This is a genomic window from Azospirillum oryzae, from assembly GCF_008364795.1.
GTDB lineage: Bacteria > Pseudomonadota > Alphaproteobacteria > Azospirillales > Azospirillaceae > Azospirillum > Azospirillum oryzae.
Map to the genome: position 1 here is coordinate 1,190,124 of NZ_VTTM01000001.1, position 26,025 is coordinate 1,216,148.

A 26,025-nucleotide genomic window follows, 5' to 3' on the forward strand; every position below is an offset into this window, starting at 1 on the left:
GGCCGGACGGGGCGTGGTCGGCCCGTCACGAGGTCCCTCCCTTCGCCGGTATGACCCGGATCAGGTTCGAAGGGTCACCACGCTGCCAGCGACGCTTGGCGCCGTCCGGCCGTTGGTATCTCAGCCCCCTGTCGGGACCCCCCTGGAATGCGCCCATCCTGCCGCCGGCGGACCCGCCTGTCAAAAGGAAAGCGCCGCGGACCATCCGCCTGCCATATTGTGGAAACGCGTTACATCCAGCGTTTCGACCGCACATAGACCATCGGCAGCAACGCCGACAGCAGCATCAGCCCCAGGGCGCTGGCATAGCCGAAGGGCGAATCGCTGCCGGGCATGTCGGTGAAGTTCATGCCGCCGATGCTGGCGACCAGGGTCGGCGGATAGAGCAGGACGGTCAGCACCGACACGATCTTGACGATCTCGTTCTGCTCGACGTTGATCTGCCCCAACGCCGTATCCAGCGCCAAAGCGACCTTGCCGGCCAGGAAACGGGCATACTGGTCGAGCCCGCGCAGGTCCTGCAGCGTGGTCTTGGCCCAGCGCCGCGTCGCCTTGCCCGAATTCCAGCCATCGCCGCGCGCCAGGAAATCGGTCATGCGGGTAAGGCTGGCCAGACTGACCCGCGCCTTGCCGATCAGATGCCCGGCATGGCCGATGCGCTTCAGCGTCTGGGCATCGTCCAGCGTTTCGCCGCGCGAGCGCAGCTTGCGCCCGCGGAAATGGCGGCGGTTCAGCGCATCCAACTCCACCCCCGTCCGCCGCAGCACGACGGAGGTCCGGTCGATCATCCCATCCACCAGCGCCGCCAGAACCACCTCGCCACGGGCGGCCGAGATCTCCCCATGGGTGGCGCGGCGGCGGAAGGCCAGCAGCGCCTGCGGATCGATGTCGTGGATGGTCACCAGCCGCCGCCCGGCCAGCACGAAGCTGACGGTGGCGATGCGCGGTTCGTCGGTGTCGGCCCAGACCAGCGCGGTGACGGTCATGGTCAAGGCGCCGCCGGCCATGCGCAGACGGCTCGATTCCTCGATCTCCGCCATCTGCTCGCGGGTGGGCAGGCCGGTGCCGATCAGCACCTCCGCACGCGCCAACTCTTCGGACGTCGGATTGATGAGGTCGAGCCACACGGCGGAGTCGGGCAGCGGCGCCGCCTCGTCCGCGGCAGCCTCCCTGGCCCAGCGGAGCAGACCGCCGTCATTGACGAAGACATGCAGCAAGGCGGTGCTCCTTGCGTAAATCGAGACGGCGTTACGTCACCCGGCCGCCGCGTCTCGGCTTCGCGGGCGGTTGCGCAGGCGGCGCCCTCTCCCCGTCATCGAGGTCCAGCGCCGCGCCCTCGGCCTTCAGCGCCTGTTCCAGCTTGCGGCGGAAGGCGCCGCCATCCCGCTTGGCATCAAGGAAATGGCCGACCGCCTCCTTCGCCGCGTCGCTGTCATAGGGGACCTTGCCCAACGCCGCCAGCCGGGCACGCTCCACCAACTTCGGGTCCATCTTCTCACGGATGGCCTTCATCTGGCGGAGCAGGTCCTTGCGCAGGTCGCTCATCAGTCCCCCGCTTATGGAGTCAGGCCTTGCCGATCAGGGTGCCGGCGCCGCCTTCGGTGAAGATCTCCAGCAGCAGCGCATGCGGCACGCGGCCATCCAGGATAACAGCCGCATCGACGCCCTGCTCCACCGCGCCGATGCAGGTCTCGATCTTCGGGATCATGCCGCCCGATGCGGTGCCGTCGGCGATGGCCTTGTGGGCATCCTCCAGCGACATCTTCTCGATCAGCTTCTTTTCCTTGTCGAGCACGCCGGCGACGTCGGTCAGCAGGAAGAAGCGCGCCGCCTTCACCGCTGCCGCGACCGCACCGGCCGCCGTGTCGGCGTTGATGTTATAGGTGTCGCCGTTCACGTCGAAGCCGACCGGAGCGATCACCGGGATGATGTCCGACTTGGCAAGCGCCTGCAGGATCTCCGGGTTCACCTTGTAGGGTTCGCCGACGAAGCCCAGGTCCAGCACCCGCTCGATGTTGCTGTCGGGGTCGCGCTGCACGCGCTCCAGCCGGCGGGCGGTGATCAGGTTGCTGTCCTTGCCCGACAGGCCGACGGCCCGGCCGCCGGCGCTGTTGATGGCGGCGACGATCTGCTTGTTGATGGAGCCGGCCAGCACCATCTCGACCACCTCGACCGTCTCCTTGTCAGTGACGCGCAGGCCGTCGATGAAGCTGGACTTGATCTTCAGCCGCTCCAGCATCTGGCCGATCTGCGGCCCGCCGCCGTGGACGACCACCGGGTTGATGCCGACCTGCTTCAGCAGGACGATGTCGCGCGCGAACAGCTCCGCCAGGCCGGCGTCGCCCATCGCATGGCCGCCGTACTTGATGACGAAGGTGCTCCCGGCATAACGGCGCATGTAGGGCAACGCTTCGGACAGGGTACGGGCCTTGGCGAGCCACTCGTCACGGGTGGGAGTCTGCACGGGAGGATGCCCTTTGTCGGGGTGGACGGTTGGGCTTCTTTAACGGAAAGGCCGGCCAGTTGCCTAGGGGGCAATTTAACGGTCACATACCCCCGCGCCGACCACCCGCGCTCGCCGCCGCCGTGCTGCCGGCCGGATGCCACAATCCGACCAGCCGCGTTATCGGCTGCGTCAGCGCAGTGACGGCCACCGCCATCAACACCATCGCCGAAAAACAGGGGCCGGACAGCACGCCCGCTTCAAGCAGGACGGTCAGAACGATAACCTCCATCAGCCCCTTGCAGGGCATGAGCGTGCCGAGCCTCAGCGCGTCCGGCCAAGTCTCTCCGGTCAGCCGGGCCGGCAGCGCTGTGCCGGCCATCTTGCCAGCCAGGGTCGCAAGGCTGGCGAGCGCGAAGACCGTCCATTGCGCCGGGTCGTCGAGCGTCAGAGTCACCTTCAGCCCGGTCAGGGTGAAGAAGAATGGCAGCAGGATCAGGGTGGAGAAATGCTCCAGCCGGTCGAGTATCGCTGCGGCGTAGCGGCGCGGCATGGCGCTGCCGGCGATGAAGGCGCCCAGGATATAATGCAGACCGATCAGTTCGGTGACCGCCGCCGACGCCAGCAGCGCGGCACAGGTCACCACCACCGCGGTGTCGCCCATCCGCCCGTCCGGCGCCACCCGTTCCAGCAGGCGGTCGAGCAGCGGGCGCACGACCAGGACCGTAACCCCGACATAGGTGAAGCCGAGCAGCCCGACTTTCGCAACCGCCCAGGAGTCCCCGCCATCGGCCGTCGACCATGCCAGAACCGCGGTGATCAGCAGCCACAGCAGCGCGTCGTTGACCGCGGCATAGCCCAGCGCCAGACGCCCGACCCGGTCGCCCAGCAGATCCATCTCGCGCAGGATGGCGCCCAGCACCGGCAGGGCGGTAACGCCGACACAGATGCCGAAGCCGGCGGCGAACAGGCCGGGGGTGGCGTTCGGCCCGGTCATGGCGGGAAAAGCGCCGGCGAGCCACCAACCCAAGGCTCCGCCCAGCAGGGTCGGCACCAGCATGCTGGACAGTGCGACGGTGGCGAAGGCTCCACCCCGGCCACGGAACTCGGCGGGGTCGAGATGCAGGCCGGTCAGGAAGGCGAAGAAGACGACGGCCATCAGGGCCAGACCGGACAGCGGCGCCAGTGCCGCCGGCGCGAACAGCACGCCCCACAGCTCCGGCACCAGCCGCCCCAGCAGCGACGGACCCAGCGCCACCCCGAACAGGATCTGGATCACCACCATCGGCGCGACATGGCGCCCGCCGCCAAGCCGCCAAAGCAGAAAGGGCCCGGCGATCAGCAGCAGGGCCTGGATCAGGAACAGGAGCGCGGGAGAGACACCGCCCATCGCCGTGACCGCTTCAGTCGGCGGCCAGTGCAAGTGCGGCCAAGCTGGCGCGCAATTCGGCGATGCCGTCGCCCTTCTCCGAACTGGTGACATGGATGTCCGGGAAGGCGGCGGGATGCTTCTTCAGCCCTGCCTGGGTGTCGCGGCGCACCTTGTCCAGATCCGCGGCCTTCACCTTGTCCGCCTTGGTCAGCACGACGACATAGGGCACCGCCGTGCGGTCCAGCATTTCCATGATCTCATGATCGTTGGGCTTCAGCCCATGACGCGAATCGATCAGCACGAGCGCCCGGCGCAAGGTGACGCGGCCGCGCAGGAAGCGGCGGACCATGTCGTTCCACGCCTCCACCTTCTCCTTCGACTCCTTGGCATAGCCATAGCCGGGCATGTCCACCAGCTTCAGCCGGTTGCCGAGGTTGAAGAAGTTGAGCTGCTGCGTGCGCCCCGGCGTGTTGGAGGTGCGGGCCAGCGTCTTGCGCCCGGTCAGCGCGTTGACAAGGCTGGACTTGCCGACATTCGACCGTCCGGCGAAGGCGACCTCGGGCAGGTCAGCTTCCGGCAACTGGTTCAGCGCGTTGGCGCCCCAGACGAAGTCGCACTCCTTGGCGAACAGCAGCCGCCCGGCCTCCAGCGCGGCCTCGTCGAAGCCCGAAACGATGCTGGGGGTGTTGGGGGTCGGCGTGTCGGGAGTGGTCATGACGGGTGCTCTCGTTGGGGTGATCTGAAAAACATACCGCCGGCAAAGGCCCGTCAAGGATCTTTGCCGGCGGCAGGTCTCAGAAACTGGGCAGAGGAGGGATCGGGCCGATCAGGCCTTCACACCCATGCGCTTCATGATGGTCCACTGCTGCAGGACCGACAGGGTGTTGTTCCAGGCCCAGTAGATCACCAGACCGGCCGGGAAGCCGGCGAGCATGAAGGTGAAGACGATGGGCAGGAACTGGAACACCTTCTGCTGGACCGGGTCCGGCGGGGCCGGGTTCATCTTCTGCTGGAACCACATGGTCACGCCCATGATCAGCGGCCACAGGCCGAGATGCAGCAGGTGCGGCGGGTCCCAGGGAATGACACCGAACAGCGTGAACAGGTTGGTCGGATCGGGCGCGGACAGATCGTGGATCCAGCCGAAGAACGGCGCATGCCGCATTTCGATGGTCACGAACAGCACCTTGTAGAGCGAGAAGAAGACAGGGATCTGGATCAGGATCGGCAGGCAGCCCGACACCGGGGAGACCTTCTCGCGCTTGTACAGCGCCATCAGCTCCTGGTTCATGCGCGCCTGATCGTCGCTGAACTTCTCGCGCAGCTCCTGCATCTTCGGCTGCAGCGCCTTCATCTTGCTCATCGCCTGATAGGACTTGTTGGCGAGCGGGAAGAAGACGGCCTTGACGCAGACGGTCAGCACCAGGATGGCGATGCCGAAGTTGCCGATGACGCGGCCCAGGAAATCCAGCGCGTAGAAGAACGGCTTGGTCAGGAAGTAGAACCAGCCGAAGTCGATCGCGAGGTCGAAATTCTTGATGTTCAGCTTTTCGGAGTAGCTGTCGAGCAGCTTCACCTGCTTGGCGCCGGCGAACAGGCGGCCGGTGTTCTCCACCGACGCACCCGGCGCGACGGTGACCGGGGCACCCATGGTGTCGGTCTGGTAGCGGTCGGTGTTGGCGACCTGGTTGTAGAGGAAGCGCGCGGTGACCTTCTCGTTCGGGTCGGGCACCAGCGACACCAGCCAGTACTTGTCGGTGATGCCGACCCAGCCGCCGGTGGTCTCCTTGGCGATCGACCCGGCCTTGCGGACGTCGTCGTACTTCTCTTCGGTCAGCGAGCCGTTGAAGACGCCGAGCGGGCCCTCATGCAGGATGTAGTAGCCCGAGGTCTGCGGCGTGCCGCTGCGCGACACCAGGCTGTAGGGCAGCAGGGTGACCGGGTTGGAGCCGGTATTGCGCACGGTCTGCGTCACCGTGAACATGAAGTCCGGGTCGACGGCGATCTTGCGCTCGAACACCAGCCCCTGGCCGTTGTCCCAGGTCAGGGTCAGCGGCTTTTCCGGGGTGAGAGCGGTGCCGTCGGCGGTCCAGCGGGTGGTCGCGGTCGGGGTGGCGATGCCGGCGCCCTGCGGCACCCAGCCGAACTCGGCATAATAGGCGGCGGGCGTGCCGGCCGGGGCCAGCAGCACGATCTCCGGGCTCTTGGGGTCCGGGGTCTCGTGGTACTGGGCCAGCGTCAGGTCGTCGATGCGGCCGCCGACGAGATTGACGGACCCGTGCAGGGCCGGCGTGTCGATCTTCACGCGGGTGCCGGCCGCCATCTGCTCGGCGAGCAGCGCGGGGCGCTCCTTCGCGACCTCTGCCGTGGCGGGGGGCTGCTGGGCGGGCACGCCGGGGGCCGGCACCGGCACCGACTGCTCCGTCTGGGCGGCCTGCTGGGCGGCGAGTTGCTTCTGCTGCTCCACCCGCGGCTTCTCGTAGAAATACTGGAAGCCCAGAAGGATGGCGATCGACAGGGCAATCGCGATGATGAGGTTGCGTTGGTCGGTCATGGCGTCCCGGTTGCCGTGGGGCCTTTGGAAGAAGGGCGGCGTGTGCGCGGCCTTGTTACGGGTTTTCGCCGGGCTGGGCAACCGCCGCATGCCCCTTTTCCCGCAGGCCGCAGCGATGGGACGCCTGCGGCGCCCCCTGCGGGACGGGATCGGGCACGGGATCCCAGCCCGACCCGCCCCAGGGATGGCAACGCCCGAGCCGGCGCACCGTCAACCATCCCCCCCGGATGGCGCCGTGCTTTTCCAGCGATTCGATGGCGTAGCAGGAGCAGGTCGGCTGGAAACGGCAATGCCAGCCCACGAAGGGCGACAAGGTCCAGCGATAGAGATAAACGAGCGCGCGGAGCAGGTGCGCGAGCGGGCTGAGGCCGGCGATGCGAAACATGACGTCGCGGGCCTCCTACCCTTCCGCCTCGCGCCAGAGGCCAAGGCGCTTCAGCCCGGCGGTCAGGTCGCCGAGCAGGTCGGTCCAGGGTCGTTCGGCGGTACCGCCACGCGCGACCAGGACGAAATCATGGCCTGGAGCGGCATGGGTGGACAGAAGCTGCCGCGCGGCCTCACGCAAACGGCGGCGGGCGCGATTGCGCACCACCGCGTTGCCGACCTTGCGGCTCGCCGTCAAACCGAAACGGATCGGCGGACCGCCGACGGCGGGCCGCTGCTTGTCATCGTGCCGGCGCACCTGGAGGATCAGGCCGGGAGCCACATGCTTTCGCCGTGTCCCGGCCACGGCCAGAAATTCCGGCCGCCGCATCAGGCGCCCGACCTCGTGGTCCGGCGCCGCCATCGCGGGGATCAGGCGCTCAGAACCTTGCGGCCGCGGGCGCGGCGGCGGGCGATCACCTTGCGGCCGCCGACGGTGGCCATACGGGCGCGGAAGCCATGACGACGCTTACGCACGATTTTGGAGGGCTGGAACGTGCGCTTCATGGCGCCTACTCCTTAAGCTTTGCTGATGGTGACGGGAAGAAGACGCCCAGCCGGAAGGCCGGGCGCCGAACCTATGAACCTGAAACGAACCGAAAGGCGCCTTACTCGGCAGCCCGGCGGCCGTTGACCATGCCGCGGCCGGTGGTGCGCTCGGCGATGCGGGCGGCCTTGCCGCGCAGATCGCGCAGATAGTACAGCTTGGCGCGACGGACGGCGCCCTTGCGGACCAGCTCGATCGAGTCGATGCGCGGGGAGTACAGCGGGAACACGCGCTCCACGCCCTCGCCGTAGCTGATCTTGCGAACGGTGAAGGAGCTGTTCAGGCCGGCGTTCTTGCGGGCGATCACGACGCCCTCATAGGCCTGGACACGCTCGCGCGTGCCTTCGACGACCTTCACGTTCACGCGGACGGTATCGCCCGAGGAGAACTCCGGGATCGTCTTGCCACCGAGGGCCTTCTCGATCTGCTCCTGCTCGAGCTGCTGCAACAGGTTCATAGCACTACCCCTTTTCTATCGGCGCGCCTCGCGGCGGACCGTCACTCCGGTTTCGGGTCGCGCCGGCGAGCCTGCCGCCGACCCTTGTTCGTAACAGTTTCTGCCGGACGGCTCGCCTGGTAGAGCGACCACAGGTCCGGCCGTCGGGCCTCCGTGATCCTCTCCGCCTCGGCCAGCCGCCAGGCCTTGACCTTTCCGTGGTGACCGGAGAGCAGAACCTCCGGCACCGCGCGTTCCACACCCTGCCCGTCGGTCCAGACCGCCGGCCGGGTGTAGTGGGGGTATTCGAGCAACCCCCGTTCGAAACTCTCTTCGCCCGCCGTCTCCGCGTTGCCCATGACGCCGGGGAGCAAGCGCACCACGGCATCCATCAGGCTGAGCGCGGCGAGTTCCCCGCCGGACAGCACGAAATCCCCGAGGCTGACCTCTTCGAGGCCGTGCGCATCGAGGACCCGCTGGTCCACCCCTTCGTACCGGCCGCAGAGCAGCGTCACCACCGGGGTGGCGGCCAGCTCCTTGACCAGTTCCTGGTTCAGCACCCGTCCGCGAGGCGACAGATAAATCGCCCGGCCGCGTCCCGGTGCCCCCACAGGTCCCGCCGTCGCGGTCAAAGCCGCGTCCAGCACGTCGGGCCGCATGACCATGCCGGCCCCTCCGCCGAAGGGGGTGTCGTCGACGGAGCGGTGTTTATCGCGCGCGAACGAGCGAATGTCCACCGATTCCAGTGCCCAGACTCCATTTTCCAGCGCTTTGCCGGCCAGCGAGTGGCCGAGCGGCCCCGGAAACATTTCCGGGAACAGCGTCAGAACCTTGGCCGTCCAGACCCGCGGACCGTCGGCGCCGTGATTCACGGCCCCGCTCCCCCGCTCTGGTCTCCGCCCTCTTCCCCCTCGCCCTCGTCCGCCTCGTCATCGGAACCCTCGCGGGCTTCGATCACGGCCGGAAGATCGACGACGATGCGACCGCCCCGGACATCCACCACCGGCACGCAGGCCTTGGAGAAGGGAAGCATCTCCAGCGGCCCGGCGGCGGTCCTGACCTCCAGCACGTCGCCCGCGCCGAAGTCGTAGATCGCCTTCACCGTGCCGTAGAGGCTTCCGTCGGCGAGTTCCGCACGCAGGCCGATCAGGTCGGCGTGGTAGAACTCGTCCCCGTCCTCCGTCGCCGGCAGGGCGTCGCGGTCCACATAAAGCCGCACACCTGCCAGCGCCTGGGCCTGTTCGCGGCTGGTCACCCCGTCGACCTTGGCCAGGAAATTGTCCTTGACCATGCCCTGGAGCGTCACCGTGAAGCGGCGGGCGCCGGCTTCGTCCGACAGCGGGCCATAGGTCACGACGTCGGCGGGTTCGGCGGTGAAGCTGCGCAGCTTCACCAGCCCCCGCACGCCGTGCGATCCCGCGAACTGGCCGACACAGATTTTGGCGGTCATCGAAGGAGCACCCGGCACGTCGTCACGACCTCAACCCTGAACTCAGCCTTCAGCCGCGGCGGCGGCAGCGGCGGCCTCGGCCTTCAGACGCTCCTGCGCCTTGGCCTTCGGAGCCGACTTCTTCGGGGTCTCGCGGACGGCGGGCTTCTCGACCAGGCCGGCATTGGCCAGGAAGAGGACCACGCGGTCCGTCGGCTGGGCGCCAACCGACAGCCAATGCTTGGCGCGCTCGGCGTTCAGGATGATGCGCTGCTCGTGCTCGCGCGGCAGCATCGGGTTGTAGGTGCCGATCTTCTCGATGAAGCGGCCGTCACGCGGGCTGCGGGCGTCCGCGATGACGATCGAGTAGAACGGACGCTTCTTCGCACCACCGCGAGCCAGACGAATCTTCAGAGCCATTGGTCGAAACTTTCTCTTCTCAAGTCAAACAGGTATCAGGTGATTTCGATTGGCGGTCAGGTCAGCCGAAAGGCCCCTTCCCGCCGAAGCCGCCGAGTCCCTTCGGCAGCAGATTTCCGAGGCCGCCGCGCAGCATCCCCTTCTTCCCAAGCTTCTGCACCTGCTTCATCATTCCGCGCATGGTCTCGAACTGCTTCAGCAGCTTGTTGACCTCCTGCACCGAGGTGCCGGAACCGGCGGCGATGCGCTTGCGGCGCGAAGCCTTGATGATGTCGGGGTTCTTGCGTTCCGCCTTGGTCATCGAGGAGATGATCGCCTCCTGGCGCTTGATCATCCCGTCGTCGACGTTGGCGTCCTTCAGCTGGTCCTTGATCTTGCCGATGCCCGGCAGCATCCCCATCAGGCCGGACATGCCGCCCATCTTGCGGAGCTGCTTCAGCTGCATCGCCATGTCGTCGAGGTCGAAGCCCTGGCCCTTCTCCATCTTGCGGGCGAGCTTTTCGGCCTCGTCCTTGTCGATGGTCTCGACGGCCTTCTCCACCAGCGACACCACGTCGCCCATGCCGAGGATACGGCCGGCGATGCGGTCGGGGTGGAAGGGCTCCAGCGCGTCGATCTTTTCGCCGACGCCCAGCAGCTTGATCGGCTTGCCGGTGATCTGGCGCATCGACAGGGCCGCACCGCCGCGCGCGTCGCCGTCGATACGGGTCAGCACGATGCCGGTGATGCCGACCTTGTCGTTGAAATTGGTGGCGACGGTGACGGCGTCCTGGCCGGTCATCGCGTCGGCGACCAGCAGGGTTTCCACCGGCTTGGTCGCGTCGCGGACCGCCGCGACCTCCGCCATCAGCTCCTCGTCGATGGCGAGGCGGCCGGCGGTGTCGAGCATGACGACGTCATAGCCTTCGAGACGGCCGGTCTCGATGGCGCGTTTGGCAATGGCGACCGGGTCCTGGCCCGGCACGATCGGCAGCGTGGCGACGCCGGTCTGCTCGCCCAGAACCTTCAGCTGTTCCTGGGCGGCCGGACGGCGGACGTCCAGCGAGGCCATCAGGACCTTCTTGCGCTCCTTCGTCTTCAGACGGAGCGCGATCTTGGCGGTGCTGGTGGTCTTGCCCGAGCCCTGCAGGCCGACCATCAGGATCGGCACCGGGGCGGCGGCGTTCAGGTTGATCTCGGCGCCTTCGCCCAGCATCTCCACGAGGTTGTCGTGGACGATCTTGATGACCTGCTGGCCGGGGGTGACGGACTTCAGCACCTCCTGCCCGACGGCGCGTTCCTTCACCTGGGCGACGAACTGCTTGACGACGGGCAGCGCGACGTCGGCCTCCAGCATCGCCACGCGAACTTCGCGCAGTGCTGCGGAGACGTCCTCCTCGGTCAGCGCGCCACGGCGGCGCAGCTTGTCGAAGATGTCGCCCAGGCGTCCGGTCAGGCCTTCGAACATGCGTTACTCGTTCCCCAGTTCCGGGTCCAGCGTCAGAGCCGCCACCCGCACAAGCACGAAAGCGCCAGTGCGCGAATTTCGCGGACTGGCGGAGATACCCGGCATGGGGCCGGGGTACCCGGTCTATCGACTTGGCGGAAGACAGGTCGGCGGACCATAGAGAAGCGGGCAGGCCGAGTCAACCGTTGCAAGCGACCTTTCGCCTCCCGCCGAAGGTCTCCCTTGCGGGGAGGCGGTTATCGGCCTCAATCTTGTCACAAAGGATCGGACCTTAACCAATTTTTGGCGACTCTTTCGGATTATGGGTTACCAAATACAGAAGGTATGCCGGCGATGTCGTCCGCCCAAGGCTTTGGGTCCAACAGTCCGCGAACCAAGCTGACACAGAGCCAGCTCAACGCGATCCTGTTGCGGCACCAGGCATTCCGTAAAAGCCAGCCCGGCGGCGTGCGCGCCAACCTGAAGATGCGCGACCTGTCGCATCTCGACCTGTCCGGCATCGACCTGTCCGACGCCGACCTGTCGGGCGCCAAGCTGTTCAGCGCGCGGCTGACCGGCGCCAACCTCGCCAACGCCAACCTCTATGCCGCCGACCTGCGGCTCGCCAATCTGGAAAAGGCGGACCTGCGGCGGGCCGACCTGCGTGGCGCCTGCCTGCGCGGCGCGGTGCTGAGCGAGGCGACGCTGGTGGAGGTCGATCTGCGCGACGGCACGCTGCTGCATTACGACGCCAGCGGCGAGATGTACGCGCAAGAGTATGAGGATTCGGTCCTCACGTCGGAACTGACGGCGGCGACCATCCGCGGCGCCGACCTGTCGCGGGCGAAGATCGCCAACGCCTTCGTCATGCAGACCGACCTGACCGATGCCATCCTGCGCGGCACGAAGTTCATGCGGGCCAACCTGACCGGCTCCAACCTGACCGGTTGCGACCTGACCGACGCCGACCTGACGGAGGCCAACCTGTCGGGCGCCCGTTTGTCGGGGGCGGTGATGACCGGCTGCGCCATCAACCGCACCAATTTCAGCGGCGCCACCCTGATCGGCGCGATCCTCGACGCCGCCCAGATGCGCTCGCCCAACCTGCAGGCGGCGGTGCTGGCCAAGACGCTGGAGAACCCGGAAGACGACCTGCGCGAGATGCTGATGGAGCATCTGACCTGGATCGACAGCGGCGGCAAGGCCGGCAAGCGCGCCGACCTGTCGGCGCTGGACCTCTCGGGCCGCAAGCTGGACGGCATCAACCTGTCGGCGGCGATCCTGCAATGCATCGCGCTGCGCGGCGCCAACCTGTCGGGTGCGTCGATGGCGATAGCCGACCTGTCGCTGGCCGACCTGCGCAAGGCCAACCTGTCGAAGGCCGACCTGCGCGGGGTGAATTTCGAACGCGCCACCCTGACCGGCGCCGACCTGACCGGCGCCCAACTCGGCCCGGTCCATATCCAGACGATGAGCGGACATGTCTGGCGCGCCAACCTGCAACGTGCCCGTCTGGGCATGGCACTGCTGTGCAAGGCCGATTTGCGCAAGGCCAACCTCGCCGGCGCCAATCTGGCCGGGGCCGACCTGACCGGCGCCAATCTCAGCGAGGCCGATCTGACCGGCGCCGACCTGACCGGGGCCGTGCTGGACGGCGCCACGCTGGATCAGGCGATCGTCGAGGAGGCGATCGGGCTGGCCGGCTGACGCGGTCCGGGCAGGATCAGGGTCAGGTTCGGCTCAGATCGGGGTTCCGCCCCGCTTCGCCAGCCAGTCGCCGGAGCTGTAAACGCTGCGGACATGGTGGACCAGCAGGTTGCGGGCGTCGATCAGCTGGCCCATCCGCTCGCGGCAGGCAACGATGCCGGTGTCGGGGTGATAAACCGGCGCCAGTTCGCGGAAACGCCGCCGCACCTGATCCTCGTCGAAACACCATTCATTGACGAAACCGAACAGCTGCGCCGCGTCACGCACTTCGGTGATCTGACCGTCGAGCGGCTGGAAGGACAGGCGCTGCAGCGCATGGGCCAGCGTCTTGTTGCGGTAGCCGAGCGTCTCCACCGCCGCCTCCAGCCGGCGCACGTCTTCGGCCGGCAGGATACGGGCGCCCGGATCGGCGAGCGCCAGGGCGGCGGCCAGCGCCCTGCGGATCGCCGCGTCGCAGGACTCCACGCCCTCCACCTCCAGCACCGCTTCCCCGCCCGAGTCGCGCATTCCGGGGTCGGCGGCTCCCTCCGGCGCCAGCAGCAAAGCGGCCGTCACGAGCGCCGACACTCCGACCCCGCGCCGGGCGGCAAGCTCCAGCACCGCGGCACAAAAATGCGCGCCGCAGGGCACGGATCGGCCGGGGGCTGGCAGGAAACTGGACTCTTCCGGTGCGGTCATCATCGGCGCCAACACTTGGTGGAAGCGGACGCGAGTCTACGCAATCTCTTGAATCGCCGCAATCGCGCGGATGGACGCGGCCAAGGGGATTAATGCCGGACGGAGTACGGCACGCCGGCTCAGTGCGTCCTCATCGCCCCCGGCTTGGCCGGCAGCCGGTCGAGCAGTTCGTCGATATAGGCGGTCTCGTCCTTGCCGGACATGGCGGCGAAGCCCTTCAGCATCTGACTGCCGAAGGAGAAGACGCTGGAAAGATCGATGCGCCACGCCCCGCCTTCGCGCACGAAGTCGGCCGGAACCAGTGCCGGCCGGCTGTCGACCATCAGCAGGCCCGATGCCCGGTCGCCTTTGACCCGAACCGGTCCCAGGGAGCTGCGGGAGATGACGTTGGGGCCGAGCCAGCCGGCCTTCAGCGCATGGTTGGCGATGTCGCCAACCGACATGCGGCGCAGTTCGGACGGGCCGAGATAGCGGCGCAGGCCCATGGCGGCGAAGCGCTCCGCGGGCTCCAGCCGCTGCAGCGGCGCGTCGCCGGGCTGGCGGGCGGCGTCGCGCACCGACTCCAGCGCTTTGACCGAGTTGCGGGTGAGCAGCCCGATCACCGCCGACCCCCGCTTTTCGGCTAGCGCATTGCGGGCGGCGTCGAAGGTCGCGGCGACCTCGCGCTCCTCCGGCGTTTCGCGCGGCGGGGCGGCGAAGCTGGCGGATGCTGCGATCAGGACGACGAAGAAGGCGAGGAAAGCGACACGCATGCCAGGGAAAACCCGAAAACGGTTGGAAACGTCACGCCTTCTCCTCGACGCCGAAGAATTCGAGCTGCCAGCGCATCTCTTCATCGGTCATCGGATAGTGCGTACCGTCACGAGCATTAAGCGCCGTTTTTGGCGGAATCTGGGCAAGCCGCAACTGGACCTGCCGAGCGAAGCGCATGGTCAGCCCGGCACGCCAAACCAGCGCGGTGACGGCGCGCGGCGCATGGGTGGCGACGATGCGGTCGACCACCGGCAGCGGGATCTGCGACAGCTCCGCCAACGCCGCCATGACGAAGCCGCGGTCGCCCTCCACCATGGATCCCTCGATCAGCTTCTCGGTCAGCTTGCCTTCCTTGTTCAGGCGCGCCGCCTTGTCGCTGGGACGTTCCACCGGCTTTTCCGGCCCGGCGGCACCGCCGACCGCCTCCTCGCCGAAATCGACCGGGCCAAGCGGCTGACCGGGCGCCGTGCCGGCCGCCGCCTGCCCCACCCGCTGGCGCACCGCCTCCACCAGCCCGCGCGCCGCTGCGGGGTCGAGATCGTCGCGGTCCTGCAGAACCTTCAGCAGATTGTCGGCGACGAAACTGGCCAGCCGCGCGACCGCGCGGGCCGGCAGCCGCGGACGGCGGACCAGCGGCGAATGCCAGGGCTCGTGTTGCGGCGCCTGATCGAGGATCCGGTCGAGCGTCTCTTCGCGGATCTGGGCAGACGGATTGCCGAGCAGCGCCGTCACCGCAGCCTCGTCGTCCGAACGCGCGATTGCGTCGGCGACGGAGGCCGAGACGTTCTGCCGGCTGGCGATGGCGGTCATCGCGCCCCGCACCGGCCCCTTCATGATGATGTCGGTCAGATCCTCTTCGGTGAGGATCGGCGAATGCTGCAGGACCGGCGCGCAGACCGACAGCTCCACGTCGCGGGCCAGCCGGTTGATGACGCCGTGCGGGGCGTTGGGCAGGTCCTTCAGCGCCTCGGCGAGGATGCCGCGCACCTCCGTCGCCTGATCGCGGGCCAGCGTTTCCAGACATTCCACCGTCAGCCGCTCGATCTGGATCGCCTGATCGGCCGACAGCTCCGGCAGCAGGCGGGCGATCTTCCGCGCCACCGCCTGCCGCACCATGACCTCGCGGTCCTTGGCCAGCAGCAGGTCGGCCTGCCGCGGCGTGCCGGCATTGGTGGCGATGGCGCGCCGCACCTCGGCCGCGGCATCGGCGGCGAGGAAATACAGCAGCTCCGGCCGGGTCTTCGGATGTTCGGCGACCTTCCGGCGGACCGCCGGGTCCTCGCTCTGCACCATCCGCTTGGCGGATTCGTAATCGGCGGGGTCCAGCATCTCGGGTCGCGGGGAGGCAGGCGGGGTCACGGGGCGGGCTCCGCGGCGGAAATGTTGGACGAAGAGGTCTGAAAGACCGGCGCCAGGGCGTAATGACCCTTGCCGCTCTTCTTGGCGTCGTACATGGCGGCATCGGCGCGGTCGGTCAACTCGCGCACCGTCTCGCCGCGGCCGGGGGTATGGACGGCGATGCCGATCGACAGACCCAGCGGCTTCTCCGGGCTTGCCGACAGGTGGGCAAGGTCACGCATGCCGTTCAGCAACCGATCGGCGACGATCCGCGCCTTCTCCTCGTCGGTGCGGCCCAGCCACAGCACGAACTCGTCGCCGCCCAACCGTCCCGGCAGGTCGCCCGGCCGCACCCCGGTGGTCAGCAGCGTGCCGATGGCCTTCAGCACCGTGTCGCCCTGCTGGTGTCCATGCAGGTCGTTGACCGCCTTGAAATTGTCCAGGTCGACATAGAGCAGGGCCGATGGCCCGCTGTCCGGCCGCGAGATCGATTCCTCCAGCCGTTCGAAGAAGGTGCGGCGGTTGAACAGGCCGGTCAGCCCGTCGCGCTCCGACAGGCGTCGCAGCCGCTCCTGATAGGCGAGATGGGCATGCGCGATGCCGATATGGTCGGCCACGCCGGACATCAGCTGGCGGTCGTCGTCGTCCCAGGGCTCCGAATCGCCGGTGCGCCAGACCAGAAGCGCGCCGTTCACCGCCTGCCGGTATTCGGTCCGCTCGCCGATCAGCTGCACGTCGCCCAGCCGGTCGGCCAGCTGCCCTTCGCCGTTGGCGATGCGGTCGAGCAGCGCGGTCCCGACCTCCGGCAACTCCGCGCCGAACTCCGCCACCAGCGACAGGGCGACACGACCGCCGCCCGGGGCGCCGGAGCTGCCGCCCCCCTCCTCCGCCCGGTAGATGCGGCAGCCGTCGGCGCTGAGCGCCCGCGCCGTCTCCGTGGCGGCGACCACCAGCGCTTCCGCGGCGTCGAGCCGGTCGCGCAGGGTGTGGACGATGTGACCAAGCAGCCGTTCGCGATAGCGGATGCGCGCCAGTTCGTTGGAGCGCAGCACCTGTTCGGTCACGTCGCGGCAGACGCCGCGGGCGCCGATCCAGTCGCCCTGCGGCCCGAACAGCGGCAGGGCGGAGGCGACGATGCAGGCCGGCGTGCCGTCGGCGCTCTTCAGCCAAAGCTCGGACTGATCGACGGCGCGGCGGCAGTCGAACGGCATCGGCAGGTCTTCCGCATCCTCCAGCGCCAGGCTGCGCGGGTCGCGGCCGATCAGGGCGTCGGCCGGATAGCCCAGCGCGCCCTTATGGCTGACGAAGACGAAGGTGCCGTCCGGTCCCGTTTCCCAGGCGAAGTCGGAGGAGACCTCCACCAGATCCTTGTAGCGCCGCCGCGATTCGGTCAGCGTGTGGCGCAGTTGCCGTTCCAGCGTGTCATCGCGGCCCAGCAGCAGGAAACCACCGTCGGGCAGCGGCACGCCGGCCCATTCGACGATCATGATCCCGCGCAGGGATTCCACCGGCACCGAACGCAGCCCCGGCGCCACGCTGGACCCCGACAGCCAGTTGCGCAGCTCCGGCAGCCAGCGCGGGTCGCTGTCCATCATGTCTTCCGCCTCGGCATTGGCTTCGGCGACGGCGAGGGCCGAATCCAGCCGCAGAGCCGGGCCGGGATACAGCGCGACCAGCGTCACGGGGCCGGTCGAACCGGCGGTCGGGGCGGAAGTACCGGTGGTCAGGAGAAGGTCCACGGCGATCCCAGATGGGCGGGCCACGAGGCGGACGAGCCACGAGGCGGGCGGGGCGAAAAACCTTAGGCTGCAAACCGTTATAAGGTCCGGCCCATGCTACCTCTTTAGGGGTTAATCTTCAATCAACCAACGAAGCGGGGGACTCCTCATGGCGGCGGCTCGACCCAAGGGAACGGCCGGCGCTGCGACCATGTGAAGCGCCTTGCAGCGGCACGCCGACGGCCCCATTCTTGGGGGATGACCGTCCAGACCTCCCCCCAGGACAAGGCCGCCGCACCGGCGCCCGGCTCCGCTTCCGGCTCCGCGACCGATCCACTCGCCGCCCTGCGCGACCGCGCCGTGTGGATCTTCGACCTCGACAACACGCTCTACCCGGCGTCCTGCGACCTGTTCTCCCAGGTCGACCGCCGGATCAACGAGTTCATCGCCACCCATTTCAACATCGGCATGGACGAGGCGCGGGTGCGGCAGAAGCAGTTCTTCCGCGAATACGGCACCACGCTGCGCGGGCTGATGATGGAGCATGACGTCGATCCGGTCGCCTACATGGACTATGTCCACGACATCGACGTGACCGGCGTGCAACCTTCCGCCCTGCTGGCCGATGCGCTCGGCCGCCTGCCCGGCCGCAAGATCATCTACACCAACGGCTCGGTCCGCCATGCCGAGAATGTCGCCGGCCGGCTCGGCATCCTCGACCGGTTCGAGGCGGTGTTCGACATCGCCGCCGGCGGTTTCGTGCCGAAGCCCGATCCCCGCCCCTACGCCACGCTGGTGGAGCGCCACGGCGTCGACCCGGCCGACGCCTGCATGGTGGAGGACATCGCCCGCAACCTCGCCCCCGCCCACGCGCTGGGCATGACCACCGCCTGGGTCCGCGGCGAGAAGGAATACGAGAAGGCCGGTGTCGGCGCCGGGATCCACATCGACCACACCGTGGACGATCTTCCCTCCTGGCTGGCCGCGGTGGCTGGCCTCTAGAGCTTTGTCGCAAACCGGCCAATCCCGGCCGCGGGTATGGTTGACAGCGGGCGCAATGCGGCTCCATGGTGCCGTCCCTTGGACAATCGACAGCAGAACGACCGCGCCATGAGCCACGCCAGCCTGCAAGCCACCATCGACGACGCCTGGGAAAACCGCGCCGATCTCACCACCGCCACCACCGGCCCCGTCCGCGACGCCGTGAACGCGGCGCTGGATGCGCTCGATGCCGGCGACCTGCGCGTCGCGGAGAAGACCCCGGACGGCTGGAAAGTCAACCAGTGGCTGAAGAAGGCGGTTCTGCTGTCCTTCCGCCTGAACGCCAACGAGATGATCCCCGGCGGCCCCGGCGGCTCGTCCTGGTACGACAAGGTGCCGCCGAAGTTCGAAGGCTGGACCGAAGGCCAGTTCCAGAACGCCGGCTTCCGCGCCCTGCCCGGCGCCATCGCCCGCAAGTCGTCCTATGTCGCCCCCGGCGTCATCCTGATGCCCAGCTTCGTCAATGTCGGCGCCTATGTCGACAGCGGCACCATGGTCGACACCTGGGTCACCGTCGGCTCCTGCGCCCAGATCGGCAAGAACGTCCACCTGTCGGGCGGCGTCGGCATCGGCGGCGTGCTGGAACCGCTGCAGGCCGACCCGGTCATCATCGAGGACAACTGCTTCATCGGCGCCCGTTCGGAAATCGTCGAGGGTGTGATCGTCGAGGAAGGCGCCGTCATCTCCATGGGCTGCTACATCGGCGCCTCGACCAAGATCATCGACCGCCACACCGGCGAGGTCTTCATGGGCCGCGTCCCGGCCTATTCGGTCGTCGTCCCCGGCTCGCTGCCCGGCAAGCCGCTGCCCGACGGTACCCCGGGTCCGAGCCTGTACTGCTGCGTCATCATCAAGCGCGTCGACGAGAAGACCCGGTCGAAGACGGCGATCAACGACCTGCTGCGGGATTGATCCTCCACTAAGCCCTCTCCCGCCCCGGGAGAGGGAGGGACCCGCCGGAGGCGGGAGGGTGAGGGGCATTGCGGACATGTATTTCTGATCCTTGGATTACCCCTCACCCTTCCCAAGCGGCGCTTGGGCCCCTTCCCTCTCCCGGGACGGGAGAGGGACCATGACTTGCGAACCGGATACCGCATGACCCTCGACCCCGTCGCCCTTGCCCAGGACCTGATCCGCTGCCCCAGCGTCACGCCGCGCGACGACGGCGCATTGGGCGTGCTGGAGGCGGCGCTGACGCCGATGGGCTTCACCTGCCACCGCCTGCGCTTCCAGCAGGAGGGGACGGAGCCGGTGGAGAACCTCTATGCCCGGCTCGGCACCGAGGGACCCAACTTCTGCTTCGCCGGCCACACCGACGTGGTGCCGCCGGGCGACAAGGGCTGGACGGTCGATCCCTTCGCCGGCGAGGTGATGGGCGGGCGCCTGTTCGGCCGCGGTGCGGTGGACATGAAGGGCGCCATCGCCGCCTTCGTCGCCGCCGTGTCGCGCCGGCTGCAGGACGGGCCGCCCGCCGGCTCGATCAGCCTGCTGATCACCGGCGACGAGGAAGGGGTGGCGATCAACGGCACCCGCAAGGTTCTGGACTGGCTGGCCGAGCGCGGCGAGCGCATCGACGCCTGCGTGGTGGGGGAGCCGACCAACCCCAAGGCGCTGGGCGACATGATCAAGATCGGCCGGCGCGGCAGCCTGAGCGGCTTCCTGACCGTGTTCGGCGCGCAGGGCCACGTCGCCTATCCGCATCTGGCCGACAACCCGCTGCCGCGGCTGGTCCGTATGCTGGCCGCCATCACCGAGCATCCGATGGACGAGGGCACGGCGCATTTCCAGCCCTCCACCCTGGCGCTGACCACCATCGACGTCGGCAACAAGGCGACCAACGTCATCCCGGCGCAGGGAAAGGCGACCTTCAACATCCGCTTCAACGACGCCCACACCCCGGCCGGCATCGAGGCGTGGCTGCGCCGCACCTTCGACGCCGTCGGCGGCGCCTATGAGCTTGAGGTCTACTGCTCGGGCGACAGCTTCGTCACTCCGCCCGGCCCGCTGACCGAGTTGGTGGCGGAGGCGGTGGAGGGGGTGACCGGGCGCCGGCCGGAATATTCGACCACCGGCGGCACGTCGGACGCCCGCTTCATCAAGAATGTCTGCCCGGTGGTGGAATTCGGGCTGGTCGGCCAGACCATGCACAAGGTCGACGAATATTGTTCGGTGGAGGATCTGCGCCAGCTGACCGCCATCTACGAGTCCATCCTGAAGGGCGTGTTCACGCGCCTCGCCGGGTGAGGACTCCAACCGGGACGCCACGATGCCGCTGACCACCCCCGCCATCCTGTCCGCCCTGACCGGCGCCTGGCGGCTGGCCCGCTTCGACCGGACGGGGATGGAGTTCTTCGACCGCACGCCGGACGGCGCGGTGAACTCCTTCTACGCCGCGCTGGTGGTTCTGCCGGCCTATGCCTTGCTGCTGGCGATCCGACTGTGGGACCAACTGGACGGCACGCCGATCCTGCAACTGGTGACGGTGGAGGGCATCGCCTACGTCGTCAGCTGGACCGCCTTCCCGCTGGCCCTGTTCCGCATCGCCTCGCTGATGGGCAAGGAGCAGCTCTATCCCGGCGCGCTGACCGCCTACAACTGGTCGGCGGTTGTGCAGATGGCGATCTACCTGCCGACCATCGTGCTGTCTGCCACCGGCCTGCTGCCGTCGGGCGTGTCCGAAGCGCTGGTCTTCGGCGTGATGATGGCGTTGCTGACCTACCAGTGGTTCGTCCTGCGCACGGCCCTGTCTCTGCCGGGGCTGGCGGCGGCGGCGCTGGTGATGCTGGACCTGTTCCTGTCGGCGGCGATCAGCGATCTGGCGGACGGGATGTTGTGATCGGGATGCTGTGAGGGCGCGGTCCGCCCTCACGGCATCCCTCAGTCATCGTCAGCCCTGCGTGCTGACGCCCGCCTCGGCGAAGGTCGCCATGCCGGCGTGGCAGGCGACGGCCGACTTCACGATGTTGATCGCCAGCGCAGCACCGGAGCCCTCGCCCAGGCGCATGCCGAGATCGAGCAGCGGCTCCTTGCCGATGGCCTGCATCAGGCGGGTGTGCCCCGGCTCGACCGAGCGGTGGGCGACCATGCAGTGGTCGAGCGCGCGGCGGTCGGCCTTGTAGAGCACGGCGGCGGCGGCGGTGCAGGCGAAGCCGTCGAGCAGCACCGGAACGCGGGCGACGCGGGCGGCCAGGATGGCGCCGGCGATGGCGGCGAACTCGTAACCGCCCAGACAGCGCAACGCCTCGAACGGGTCGTCCTTGGCCTGCGGGTTGGCGGCGACGCCGGCCTCCACCGCGGCGATCTTGCGGGCGAGGCCCTCGTCGTCGATGCCGGTGCCGCGGCCGGTCCAGTCGGCCGCCTCGCCGCCGAACAGGGCGAGGCAGAGCGCCGCCGCCGAGGTCGAGTTGGCGATGCCCATCTCGCCCAGCGACAGCAGCTGGACGCCCATCTCCACCGCCATCATGCCGTAGGCCATGGTGCGGCAGCATTCCTCCTCACCCATGGCCGGGCCCTGGGTGAAGTCGGCGGTGGGGTTGTCCAGGTCCAGTTCGTAGACGCGGAGGTCGGCGTCGGCCACCTCGCAGAGCTGGTTGACCGCGGCCCCGCCATTCTGGAAGTTGGCGACCATCTGCACCGTCACCTCGGCCGGATAGGCCGAGACGCCGCGGGCGGCGACGCCGTGGTTGCCGGCGAAGACGGCGACACGCGGACGGCGGGCCTCGGCCGGGTGCTGGCCCTGCCAGGTCGCCATCCACTGCGCGATCTCCTCCAGCCTGCCGAGCGAGCCTGCCGGCTTGGTCAGCTGCCGTTCGCGCTGGAGGGCCGCGGTGCCGGCCTCCAGGTCGGGGCCGGGCAGGTTGCGCACGAGCGCGCGGATTTCCTCGAAGGTGACGGCGGGCTGCTGGTTGCTCATGATCGGTCCTGAGGGGTGAGCGCCAAAAAACGGCGCGACCTTGCACCCATCCGGCCGTCAAGTCAAAGCGCCAGCGTAGGGCATTTTGACCCCACCCCGCCCGGCCCGCGGACTTGTCGCCCCGGTCACGCCGCCTTGGCGACCCCGTCGGTCCCGGCGGCGCCCGCGGTGGCCGAGGCGACCGGCGTCGCCGATTCGGACCCGACGATCCGGCCAAGCCCCAGCCCGAAGCCCACGGCGACGCCGTTTCCGGCGGTCTGGTCGGTCCGTACCGGCTCGTCACGCATGCGGCGATGCTCCTTGTCGCGCAGGCGGGCCGGCCGGCCGCTGACGCTGTCGACCTCGTCCGGCGTCTCCAGCGCGTTCAGCGCCAGCACCTGATAGATCGACAGCGGCGTGCCGTTCAGCGACTTGGCAGGCGCCATCGGCACCTGGGTGGTGAAGCCGTCCGGCATGTCCTGCTTGCGCACCGCGTCGTTCACCACCTGGGCCGGGGCGAAGTTGGCCAGCGGGTTCTCGGAGAATTTGGTGGCGAAGCGGTCGTAGATCTCCTTCAGCGACTTCGCCTTGCCGGTGGCCTTGTCGTAGAAGACGTTCTTGTTGGCCGCCGCCGCATCGGGGAAGACGTCGCGGGCGGTGCGGCCGGGGTTCTCCTGCATCGCGTTCAGGAACTTCGACGCGCCGCCGGCCCCTAGGAAATGCGCCAGATACAGCTCGGTCGAGCCGATCTTGCCGTCCACCGTCTCCTCCAGATACTCCTTGTTGTCGCGGGTGTATTCCGCGGCCATCAGGGCCGACGCGGTCGGGTCCTTGCGCAGTTCCAGAATTTCCTTCTTCATCTCCGGATCGGCGACATAGGGCCGGCCGTCGCCGCGGGTCTGGATGGCGCTGGCGTATTTGCCATAGCCATGGTCGGCGCCATGCTCCTTCATCGTCTGCAGCCAGGTGCTGTCGATGAACTGGTAGAGCCCGGTCGCCGAGGAGGAGGAGGACTTTATGTCCGTGCGGTACCCGCTCTCCACGGCAGCTTTTTCCATGAGGTAGGAAAAATCGACCCCCGTCTTCGCGCTGGCATTGCGCACGGCGGCCTCCACATTTGCCGGCCCGCGCGAGGCGCCTGCGGCCTGGGTGGCTGCGTTGCTGAGGTTGCCGAGGGCGGAAGCATAGGTCATGGGTCGATCCCCGTGTGATGGCCCCGATGGGAGGCAGCCCTACCTATGCAGACGCCGTGCCAGTCGGGTGGAGCCTTGATGAGACCCCATGACGGGCCTAGCCTTGCTCGACGCGGCATCCCGCCCTCTCGCCAAGCGCCATCCGATGCTGTATGTTGACCTATAGGTAAACCAAACAATCTTTCCCTGGGAGACTCGCCCCGCCATGACCTACACCGCTCCGGTCGACGATCTGCGCTTCGTCCTGAACGAGGTGGTGGGCCTCGACGCCATCGCCGCCCTGCCCCACTGCGACAGCGCCGCCCCCGATCTGGTCGACGCCATCCTGGAGGAGGCCGGCAAATTCGCCTCCGGCGTGCTCGCCCCGCTGAACCGGGTGGGCGACAAGGAAGGGGCGAAGCTGGAGAACGGCGTCGTCCGCACCGCCACCGGCTGGAAGGAGGCCTATGGCCAGTTCACCGAAGCCGGCTGGAACAGCCTGCCCTTCGAGCCCGAGTATGGCGGCCAGGGCCTGCCCTGGACCGTCGCCTTCGCGGTGAACGAGATGTGGCAGGCCGCCAACCTGTCCTTCGGCCTGTGCCCGCTGCTGACCCAGGGCGCGGTGGACCTGCTGACCGAGCATGCGAGCGCCGAGCAGAAGGCGGTCTATCTGTCGAAGATGATCTCCGGCGAATGGACCGGGACGATGAACCTGACCGAACCGCAGGCGGGCAGCGACCTCGCCGCGGTGCGGACCAGGGCGGTGCGGGCCGACGACGGCAGCTATCGCATCACCGGCCAGAAGATCTTCATCACCTATGGCGAGCATGACCTGACGGAGAACATCGTCCATCTGGTGCTGGCCCGCCTGCCCGACGCCCCGGCCGGCATCAAGGGCATCAGCCTGTTCATCGTGCCGAAATTCCTGCCCAAGCCCGACGGCACGCCGGGCGAGCGCAACGACCTGCGCTGCGCCAGCCTGGAGCACAAGCTGGGCATCATGGCCAGCCCGACCGCGGTGATGGCCTATGGCGACGACGAGGGCGCCATCGGCTACCTCGTCGGCGAGGAGAACCGCGGCATCGAATACATGTTCACGATGATGAACAACGCCCGTCTCGGCGTCGGCATCCAGGGCGTGGCGATCGCCGAGCGCGCCTATCAGCAGGCCCGCGACTACGCCAAGACCCGCGTGCAGAGCAAGGATCTGGCCGATCCCAAGGGGGCCGGCGTCGCCATCATCAAGCATCCGGACGTGCGCCGCATGCTGCTGGACATGCGCGCCAAGACCGAGGCCGCGCGGGCGCTGGCGCTCTATGCCGGCACGCAGCTGGACATCTCCCGCCACCACGAGGACCCGGCGGTGCGCGCCGCCGCGACCGCGCGGGTCGATGTGCTGACCCCGATCGTCAAGGCGTGGTCGACCGACATCGGCTGTGAGGTGGCCTCCACCGGCGTGCAGATCCATGGCGGCATGGGCTTCATCGAGGAGACCGGCGCCGCCCAGCATTACCGCGACGCCCGCATCACCCCGATCTACGAGGGCACCAACGGCATCCACGGCAACGACCTGACCTTCCGCAAGACCGGCCGCGACAAGGGCGCGGCGGCGAGAGCCTTCGTCGCCGACATGCGGGCGACGGTGGAGGAGCTGGGGTCCGCCCCCGGCGATGATCTGGCGGTGATCCGTACCGAGTTGTCGGCCGGCCTGGACGCGCTGGACAAGGCCATCGACTGGATGGTCGCGACCCAGGCCGAGGGCGACCTGCAAGGGGCCGCCGCCGGTGCGGTGGCGTACCTGAAGCTGTGGGGCATGGTAGCCGGCGGCTGGATGCTCGCCCGCTCGGCGATGAAGGCGATGGAGGGCATGCGCCAGCCCGGCGCCAACGCCTCCTTCCTGGAAACCAAACTGATCGTCGCGCGCTTCTACGCCGAGCAGGTTCTGGCGACCGCCCCCGCCCTGCTGCCGACCATCGCAAGCGCCCGCAACACGGTGATGGCGCTGAGCGAGGAGCAGTTCTGACCAAAGTGTTCAGCCCCTCTCTCCAAGTGGGAGAGGGGCATTTTCAGCGTCGCCCGCCCTTATCCTTCCATCGGCTCTCAACAGCCCCCGATTTTTCGGAGAGCTTTATTATCTCCTATCGAATGAGCATGGCCCGAATGGCCGGCTGAACATCCTTGTTATCGGTGGTAGCGTCTCATTGTTCGCACCGCCAACAAAGATGAAGTCGAAAGCCATGACAAACACGGAGACTCATACGGGAAGCTGCTTCTGCGGCGCGGTAGAGCTGGAGGTCACCGGCTTGCCGGAGGCCATGGGTTACTGCCATTGCCGGTCCTGCCGCTCCTGGTCCGGCGGGCCGGTCAATGCCTTCACCTTGTGGAAGCCCGATGCGGTGCGCGTGACTGCGGGCGCCGAACATCTCGCGACCTTCCAGAAGACTCCGCTCAGCCAGCGTCAGTATTGCGCGAAGTGCGGCGGGCATCTGATGACCAATCACCCGCCGCTCGGCCTCGTGGACGTTTACTCCGCGACCCTGCCGACCCTGACCTTCACCCCCGCCGTTCACGTCAACTATGCCGAGACCGTGCTGCCGATGCGGGACGGTCTGCCGAAGTTGAAAGACTTCCCAGCCGAGTTCGGCGGCTCCGGCGAAACGATGGCGGAATAGCGGC

Annotated in this window: 27 protein-coding genes and 1 riboswitch; of the genes, 7 read left to right on the forward strand and 20 right to left on the reverse strand. The window is 68.1% G+C overall.

Annotation, left to right across the window (positions count from 1 at the left end):
* Window positions 1-20: 20 nt before the first annotated feature.
* A riboswitch (TPP riboswitch) is annotated at window positions 21-154 on the reverse strand.
* A 76-nt stretch (window positions 155-230) separates the two neighbouring features.
* From FZ938_RS05700 to ffh, 14 genes are all read right to left on the reverse strand, one after another.
* Window positions 231-1,217: a CorA family divalent cation transporter gene (locus FZ938_RS05700; RefSeq protein ID WP_149197589.1), complete on the reverse strand. Its 987-nt coding sequence runs from the start codon at window positions 1,215-1,217 to the stop codon at window positions 231-233.
* Between the two features lie 31 nt (window positions 1,218-1,248).
* Window positions 1,249-1,545 carry a hypothetical protein gene (locus FZ938_RS05705; RefSeq protein WP_149197590.1) on the reverse strand — a complete coding sequence of 99 codons (297 nt, stop codon included), beginning with the start codon at window positions 1,543-1,545 and terminating at the stop codon, window positions 1,249-1,251.
* Window positions 1,546-1,564: 19 nt separating this feature from the next.
* Window positions 1,565-2,464, reverse strand: a complete 900-nt coding sequence (gene argB, locus FZ938_RS05710) for an acetylglutamate kinase (RefSeq protein ID WP_149197591.1) — start codon at window positions 2,462-2,464, stop codon at window positions 1,565-1,567.
* Between the two features lie 82 nt (window positions 2,465-2,546).
* A complete protein-coding gene (locus FZ938_RS05715; RefSeq protein WP_149197592.1) occupies window positions 2,547-3,833 on the reverse strand; it encodes a cation:proton antiporter domain-containing protein in 1,287 nt (428 codons plus the stop codon).
* A gap of 13 nt (window positions 3,834-3,846) precedes the next feature.
* Window positions 3,847-4,530 (reverse strand): ribosome biogenesis GTP-binding protein YihA/YsxC, encoded by a 684-nt coding sequence (gene yihA / locus FZ938_RS05720; RefSeq protein WP_149197593.1) that lies wholly within the window; start codon window positions 4,528-4,530, stop codon window positions 3,847-3,849.
* Between the two features lie 111 nt (window positions 4,531-4,641).
* Window positions 4,642-6,369, reverse strand: coding sequence for a membrane protein insertase YidC (gene yidC, locus FZ938_RS05725; protein WP_149197594.1), 1,728 nt, complete (start codon window positions 6,367-6,369; stop codon window positions 4,642-4,644).
* 55 nt (window positions 6,370-6,424) lie between these two features.
* On the reverse strand, window positions 6,425-6,754 hold the full coding sequence (gene yidD / locus FZ938_RS05730) for a membrane protein insertion efficiency factor YidD (protein ID WP_149197595.1): 330 nt from the start codon (window positions 6,752-6,754) through the stop codon (window positions 6,425-6,427).
* A gap of 15 nt (window positions 6,755-6,769) precedes the next feature.
* The gene (gene rnpA, locus FZ938_RS05735) at window positions 6,770-7,156 is read right to left on the reverse strand and encodes a ribonuclease P protein component (protein ID WP_149197596.1); all 387 of its coding nucleotides are present in this window, start codon (window positions 7,154-7,156) and stop codon (window positions 6,770-6,772) included.
* An 8-nt stretch (window positions 7,157-7,164) separates the two neighbouring features.
* Window positions 7,165-7,299, reverse strand: coding sequence for a 50S ribosomal protein L34 (rpmH, locus tag FZ938_RS05740; protein ID WP_012973146.1), 135 nt, complete (start codon window positions 7,297-7,299; stop codon window positions 7,165-7,167).
* A gap of 101 nt (window positions 7,300-7,400) precedes the next feature.
* The gene (gene rplS / locus FZ938_RS05745; RefSeq protein ID WP_012973145.1) at window positions 7,401-7,796 is read right to left on the reverse strand and encodes a 50S ribosomal protein L19; all 396 of its coding nucleotides are present in this window, start codon (window positions 7,794-7,796) and stop codon (window positions 7,401-7,403) included.
* Window positions 7,797-7,837: 41 nt separating this feature from the next.
* Window positions 7,838-8,584 carry a tRNA (guanosine(37)-N1)-methyltransferase TrmD gene (gene trmD / locus FZ938_RS05750; RefSeq protein WP_246457893.1) on the reverse strand — a complete coding sequence of 249 codons (747 nt, stop codon included), beginning with the start codon at window positions 8,582-8,584 and terminating at the stop codon, window positions 7,838-7,840.
* Window positions 8,585-8,643: 59 nt separating this feature from the next.
* The gene (rimM, locus tag FZ938_RS05755; protein WP_149197598.1) at window positions 8,644-9,225 is read right to left on the reverse strand and encodes a ribosome maturation factor RimM; all 582 of its coding nucleotides are present in this window, start codon (window positions 9,223-9,225) and stop codon (window positions 8,644-8,646) included.
* Window positions 9,226-9,267: 42 nt separating this feature from the next.
* On the reverse strand, window positions 9,268-9,624 hold the full coding sequence (rpsP, locus tag FZ938_RS05760; RefSeq protein ID WP_149197599.1) for a 30S ribosomal protein S16: 357 nt from the start codon (window positions 9,622-9,624) through the stop codon (window positions 9,268-9,270).
* 61 nt (window positions 9,625-9,685) lie between these two features.
* Window positions 9,686-11,071: a signal recognition particle protein gene (gene ffh, locus FZ938_RS05765; protein WP_149197600.1), complete on the reverse strand. Its 1,386-nt coding sequence runs from the start codon at window positions 11,069-11,071 to the stop codon at window positions 9,686-9,688.
* A 333-nt stretch (window positions 11,072-11,404) separates the two neighbouring features.
* Here ffh and FZ938_RS05770 point away from each other — a divergent pair, with 333 nt between their 5' ends.
* Window positions 11,405-12,757, forward strand: coding sequence for a pentapeptide repeat-containing protein (locus FZ938_RS05770; RefSeq protein WP_149197601.1), 1,353 nt, complete (start codon window positions 11,405-11,407; stop codon window positions 12,755-12,757).
* Window positions 12,758-12,790: 33 nt separating this feature from the next.
* On the opposite strand, the gene FZ938_RS05775 is transcribed toward FZ938_RS05770, so the two are convergent.
* The 4 genes from FZ938_RS05775 to FZ938_RS05790 form a co-directional block, all read right to left on the reverse strand.
* Window positions 12,791-13,312, reverse strand: a complete 522-nt coding sequence (locus FZ938_RS05775; RefSeq protein WP_246457540.1) for a hypothetical protein — start codon at window positions 13,310-13,312, stop codon at window positions 12,791-12,793.
* A gap of 242 nt (window positions 13,313-13,554) precedes the next feature.
* Window positions 13,555-14,187: a hypothetical protein gene (locus FZ938_RS05780; RefSeq protein WP_149197602.1), complete on the reverse strand. Its 633-nt coding sequence runs from the start codon at window positions 14,185-14,187 to the stop codon at window positions 13,555-13,557.
* A gap of 31 nt (window positions 14,188-14,218) precedes the next feature.
* Window positions 14,219-15,547 (reverse strand): DUF2336 domain-containing protein, encoded by a 1,329-nt coding sequence (locus FZ938_RS05785; RefSeq protein ID WP_149197603.1) that lies wholly within the window; start codon window positions 15,545-15,547, stop codon window positions 14,219-14,221.
* Window positions 15,544-17,265, reverse strand: a complete 1,722-nt coding sequence (locus FZ938_RS05790; protein WP_149197604.1) for a sensor domain-containing diguanylate cyclase — start codon at window positions 17,263-17,265, stop codon at window positions 15,544-15,546. The genes FZ938_RS05785 and FZ938_RS05790 overlap by 4 nt, the downstream gene beginning before the upstream one ends.
* Before the next feature lie 237 nt (window positions 17,266-17,502).
* Between FZ938_RS05790 and FZ938_RS05795 the strand changes: the two genes are divergently transcribed.
* From FZ938_RS05795 to FZ938_RS05810, 4 genes are all read left to right on the forward strand, one after another.
* Window positions 17,503-18,246 (forward strand): pyrimidine 5'-nucleotidase, encoded by a 744-nt coding sequence (locus FZ938_RS05795; protein ID WP_149197605.1) that lies wholly within the window; start codon window positions 17,503-17,505, stop codon window positions 18,244-18,246.
* 108 nt (window positions 18,247-18,354) lie between these two features.
* On the forward strand, window positions 18,355-19,197 hold the full coding sequence (gene dapD / locus FZ938_RS05800; RefSeq protein ID WP_149197711.1) for a 2,3,4,5-tetrahydropyridine-2,6-dicarboxylate N-succinyltransferase: 843 nt from the start codon (window positions 18,355-18,357) through the stop codon (window positions 19,195-19,197).
* A gap of 183 nt (window positions 19,198-19,380) precedes the next feature.
* Window positions 19,381-20,529 carry a succinyl-diaminopimelate desuccinylase gene (gene dapE / locus FZ938_RS05805; protein WP_149197606.1) on the forward strand — a complete coding sequence of 383 codons (1,149 nt, stop codon included), beginning with the start codon at window positions 19,381-19,383 and terminating at the stop codon, window positions 20,527-20,529.
* A 22-nt stretch (window positions 20,530-20,551) separates the two neighbouring features.
* Window positions 20,552-21,121 carry a hypothetical protein gene (locus FZ938_RS05810; protein ID WP_149197607.1) on the forward strand — a complete coding sequence of 190 codons (570 nt, stop codon included), beginning with the start codon at window positions 20,552-20,554 and terminating at the stop codon, window positions 21,119-21,121.
* Window positions 21,122-21,172: 51 nt separating this feature from the next.
* On the opposite strand, the gene cobT is transcribed toward FZ938_RS05810, so the two are convergent.
* On the reverse strand, window positions 21,173-22,198 hold the full coding sequence (cobT, locus tag FZ938_RS05815) for a nicotinate-nucleotide--dimethylbenzimidazole phosphoribosyltransferase (RefSeq protein ID WP_149197608.1): 1,026 nt from the start codon (window positions 22,196-22,198) through the stop codon (window positions 21,173-21,175).
* Window positions 22,199-22,323: 125 nt separating this feature from the next.
* A complete protein-coding gene (locus FZ938_RS05820; RefSeq protein ID WP_149197609.1) occupies window positions 22,324-23,370 on the reverse strand; it encodes a lysozyme family protein in 1,047 nt (348 codons plus the stop codon).
* A 205-nt stretch (window positions 23,371-23,575) separates the two neighbouring features.
* Here FZ938_RS05820 and FZ938_RS05825 point away from each other — a divergent pair, with 205 nt between their 5' ends.
* Window positions 23,576-25,372, forward strand: coding sequence for an acyl-CoA dehydrogenase (locus tag FZ938_RS05825; protein WP_149197610.1), 1,797 nt, complete (start codon window positions 23,576-23,578; stop codon window positions 25,370-25,372).
* Window positions 25,373-25,586: 214 nt separating this feature from the next.
* Complete coding sequence (locus FZ938_RS05830) at window positions 25,587-26,021, forward strand: GFA family protein (protein ID WP_149197611.1); 435 nt, start codon at window positions 25,587-25,589, stop codon at window positions 26,019-26,021.
* Window positions 26,022-26,025: the final 4 nt, after the last annotated feature.

Coding starts and splice junctions, on each gene's coding strand:
- FZ938_RS05820 (WP_149197609.1), bottom strand. CDS start 23,370: ATGACCTATGCTTCCGCCCTCGGCAACCTCAGCAACGCAGCCACCCAG.
- ffh (WP_149197600.1), bottom strand. CDS start 11,071: ATGTTCGAAGGCCTGACCGGACGCCTGGGCGACATCTTCGACAAGCTG.
- FZ938_RS05830 (WP_149197611.1), top strand. CDS start 25,587: ATGACAAACACGGAGACTCATACGGGAAGCTGCTTCTGCGGCGCGGTA.
- FZ938_RS05810 (WP_149197607.1), top strand. CDS start 20,552: ATGCCGCTGACCACCCCCGCCATCCTGTCCGCCCTGACCGGCGCCTGG.
- FZ938_RS05705 (WP_149197590.1), bottom strand. CDS start 1,545: ATGAGCGACCTGCGCAAGGACCTGCTCCGCCAGATGAAGGCCATCCGT.
- FZ938_RS05770 (WP_149197601.1), top strand. CDS start 11,405: ATGTCGTCCGCCCAAGGCTTTGGGTCCAACAGTCCGCGAACCAAGCTG.
- rpmH (WP_012973146.1), bottom strand. CDS start 7,299: ATGAAGCGCACGTTCCAGCCCTCCAAAATCGTGCGTAAGCGTCGTCAT.
- dapE (WP_149197606.1), top strand. CDS start 19,381: ATGACCCTCGACCCCGTCGCCCTTGCCCAGGACCTGATCCGCTGCCCC.
- dapD (WP_149197711.1), top strand. CDS start 18,355: ATGAGCCACGCCAGCCTGCAAGCCACCATCGACGACGCCTGGGAAAAC.
- FZ938_RS05825 (WP_149197610.1), top strand. CDS start 23,576: ATGACCTACACCGCTCCGGTCGACGATCTGCGCTTCGTCCTGAACGAG.
- cobT (WP_149197608.1), bottom strand. CDS start 22,198: ATGAGCAACCAGCAGCCCGCCGTCACCTTCGAGGAAATCCGCGCGCTC.
- yihA (WP_149197593.1), bottom strand. CDS start 4,530: ATGACCACTCCCGACACGCCGACCCCCAACACCCCCAGCATCGTTTCG.
- rimM (WP_149197598.1), bottom strand. CDS start 9,225: ATGACCGCCAAAATCTGTGTCGGCCAGTTCGCGGGATCGCACGGCGTG.
- FZ938_RS05795 (WP_149197605.1), top strand. CDS start 17,503: ATGACCGTCCAGACCTCCCCCCAGGACAAGGCCGCCGCACCGGCGCCC.
- rplS (WP_012973145.1), bottom strand. CDS start 7,796: ATGAACCTGTTGCAGCAGCTCGAGCAGGAGCAGATCGAGAAGGCCCTC.
- rnpA (WP_149197596.1), bottom strand. CDS start 7,156: ATGGCGGCGCCGGACCACGAGGTCGGGCGCCTGATGCGGCGGCCGGAA.
- FZ938_RS05715 (WP_149197592.1), bottom strand. CDS start 3,833: ATGGGCGGTGTCTCTCCCGCGCTCCTGTTCCTGATCCAGGCCCTGCTG.
- FZ938_RS05780 (WP_149197602.1), bottom strand. CDS start 14,187: ATGCGTGTCGCTTTCCTCGCCTTCTTCGTCGTCCTGATCGCAGCATCC.
- yidC (WP_149197594.1), bottom strand. CDS start 6,369: ATGACCGACCAACGCAACCTCATCATCGCGATTGCCCTGTCGATCGCC.
- yidD (WP_149197595.1), bottom strand. CDS start 6,754: ATGTTTCGCATCGCCGGCCTCAGCCCGCTCGCGCACCTGCTCCGCGCG.
- rpsP (WP_149197599.1), bottom strand. CDS start 9,624: ATGGCTCTGAAGATTCGTCTGGCTCGCGGTGGTGCGAAGAAGCGTCCG.
- trmD (WP_246457893.1), bottom strand. CDS start 8,584: ATGTTTCCGGGGCCGCTCGGCCACTCGCTGGCCGGCAAAGCGCTGGAA.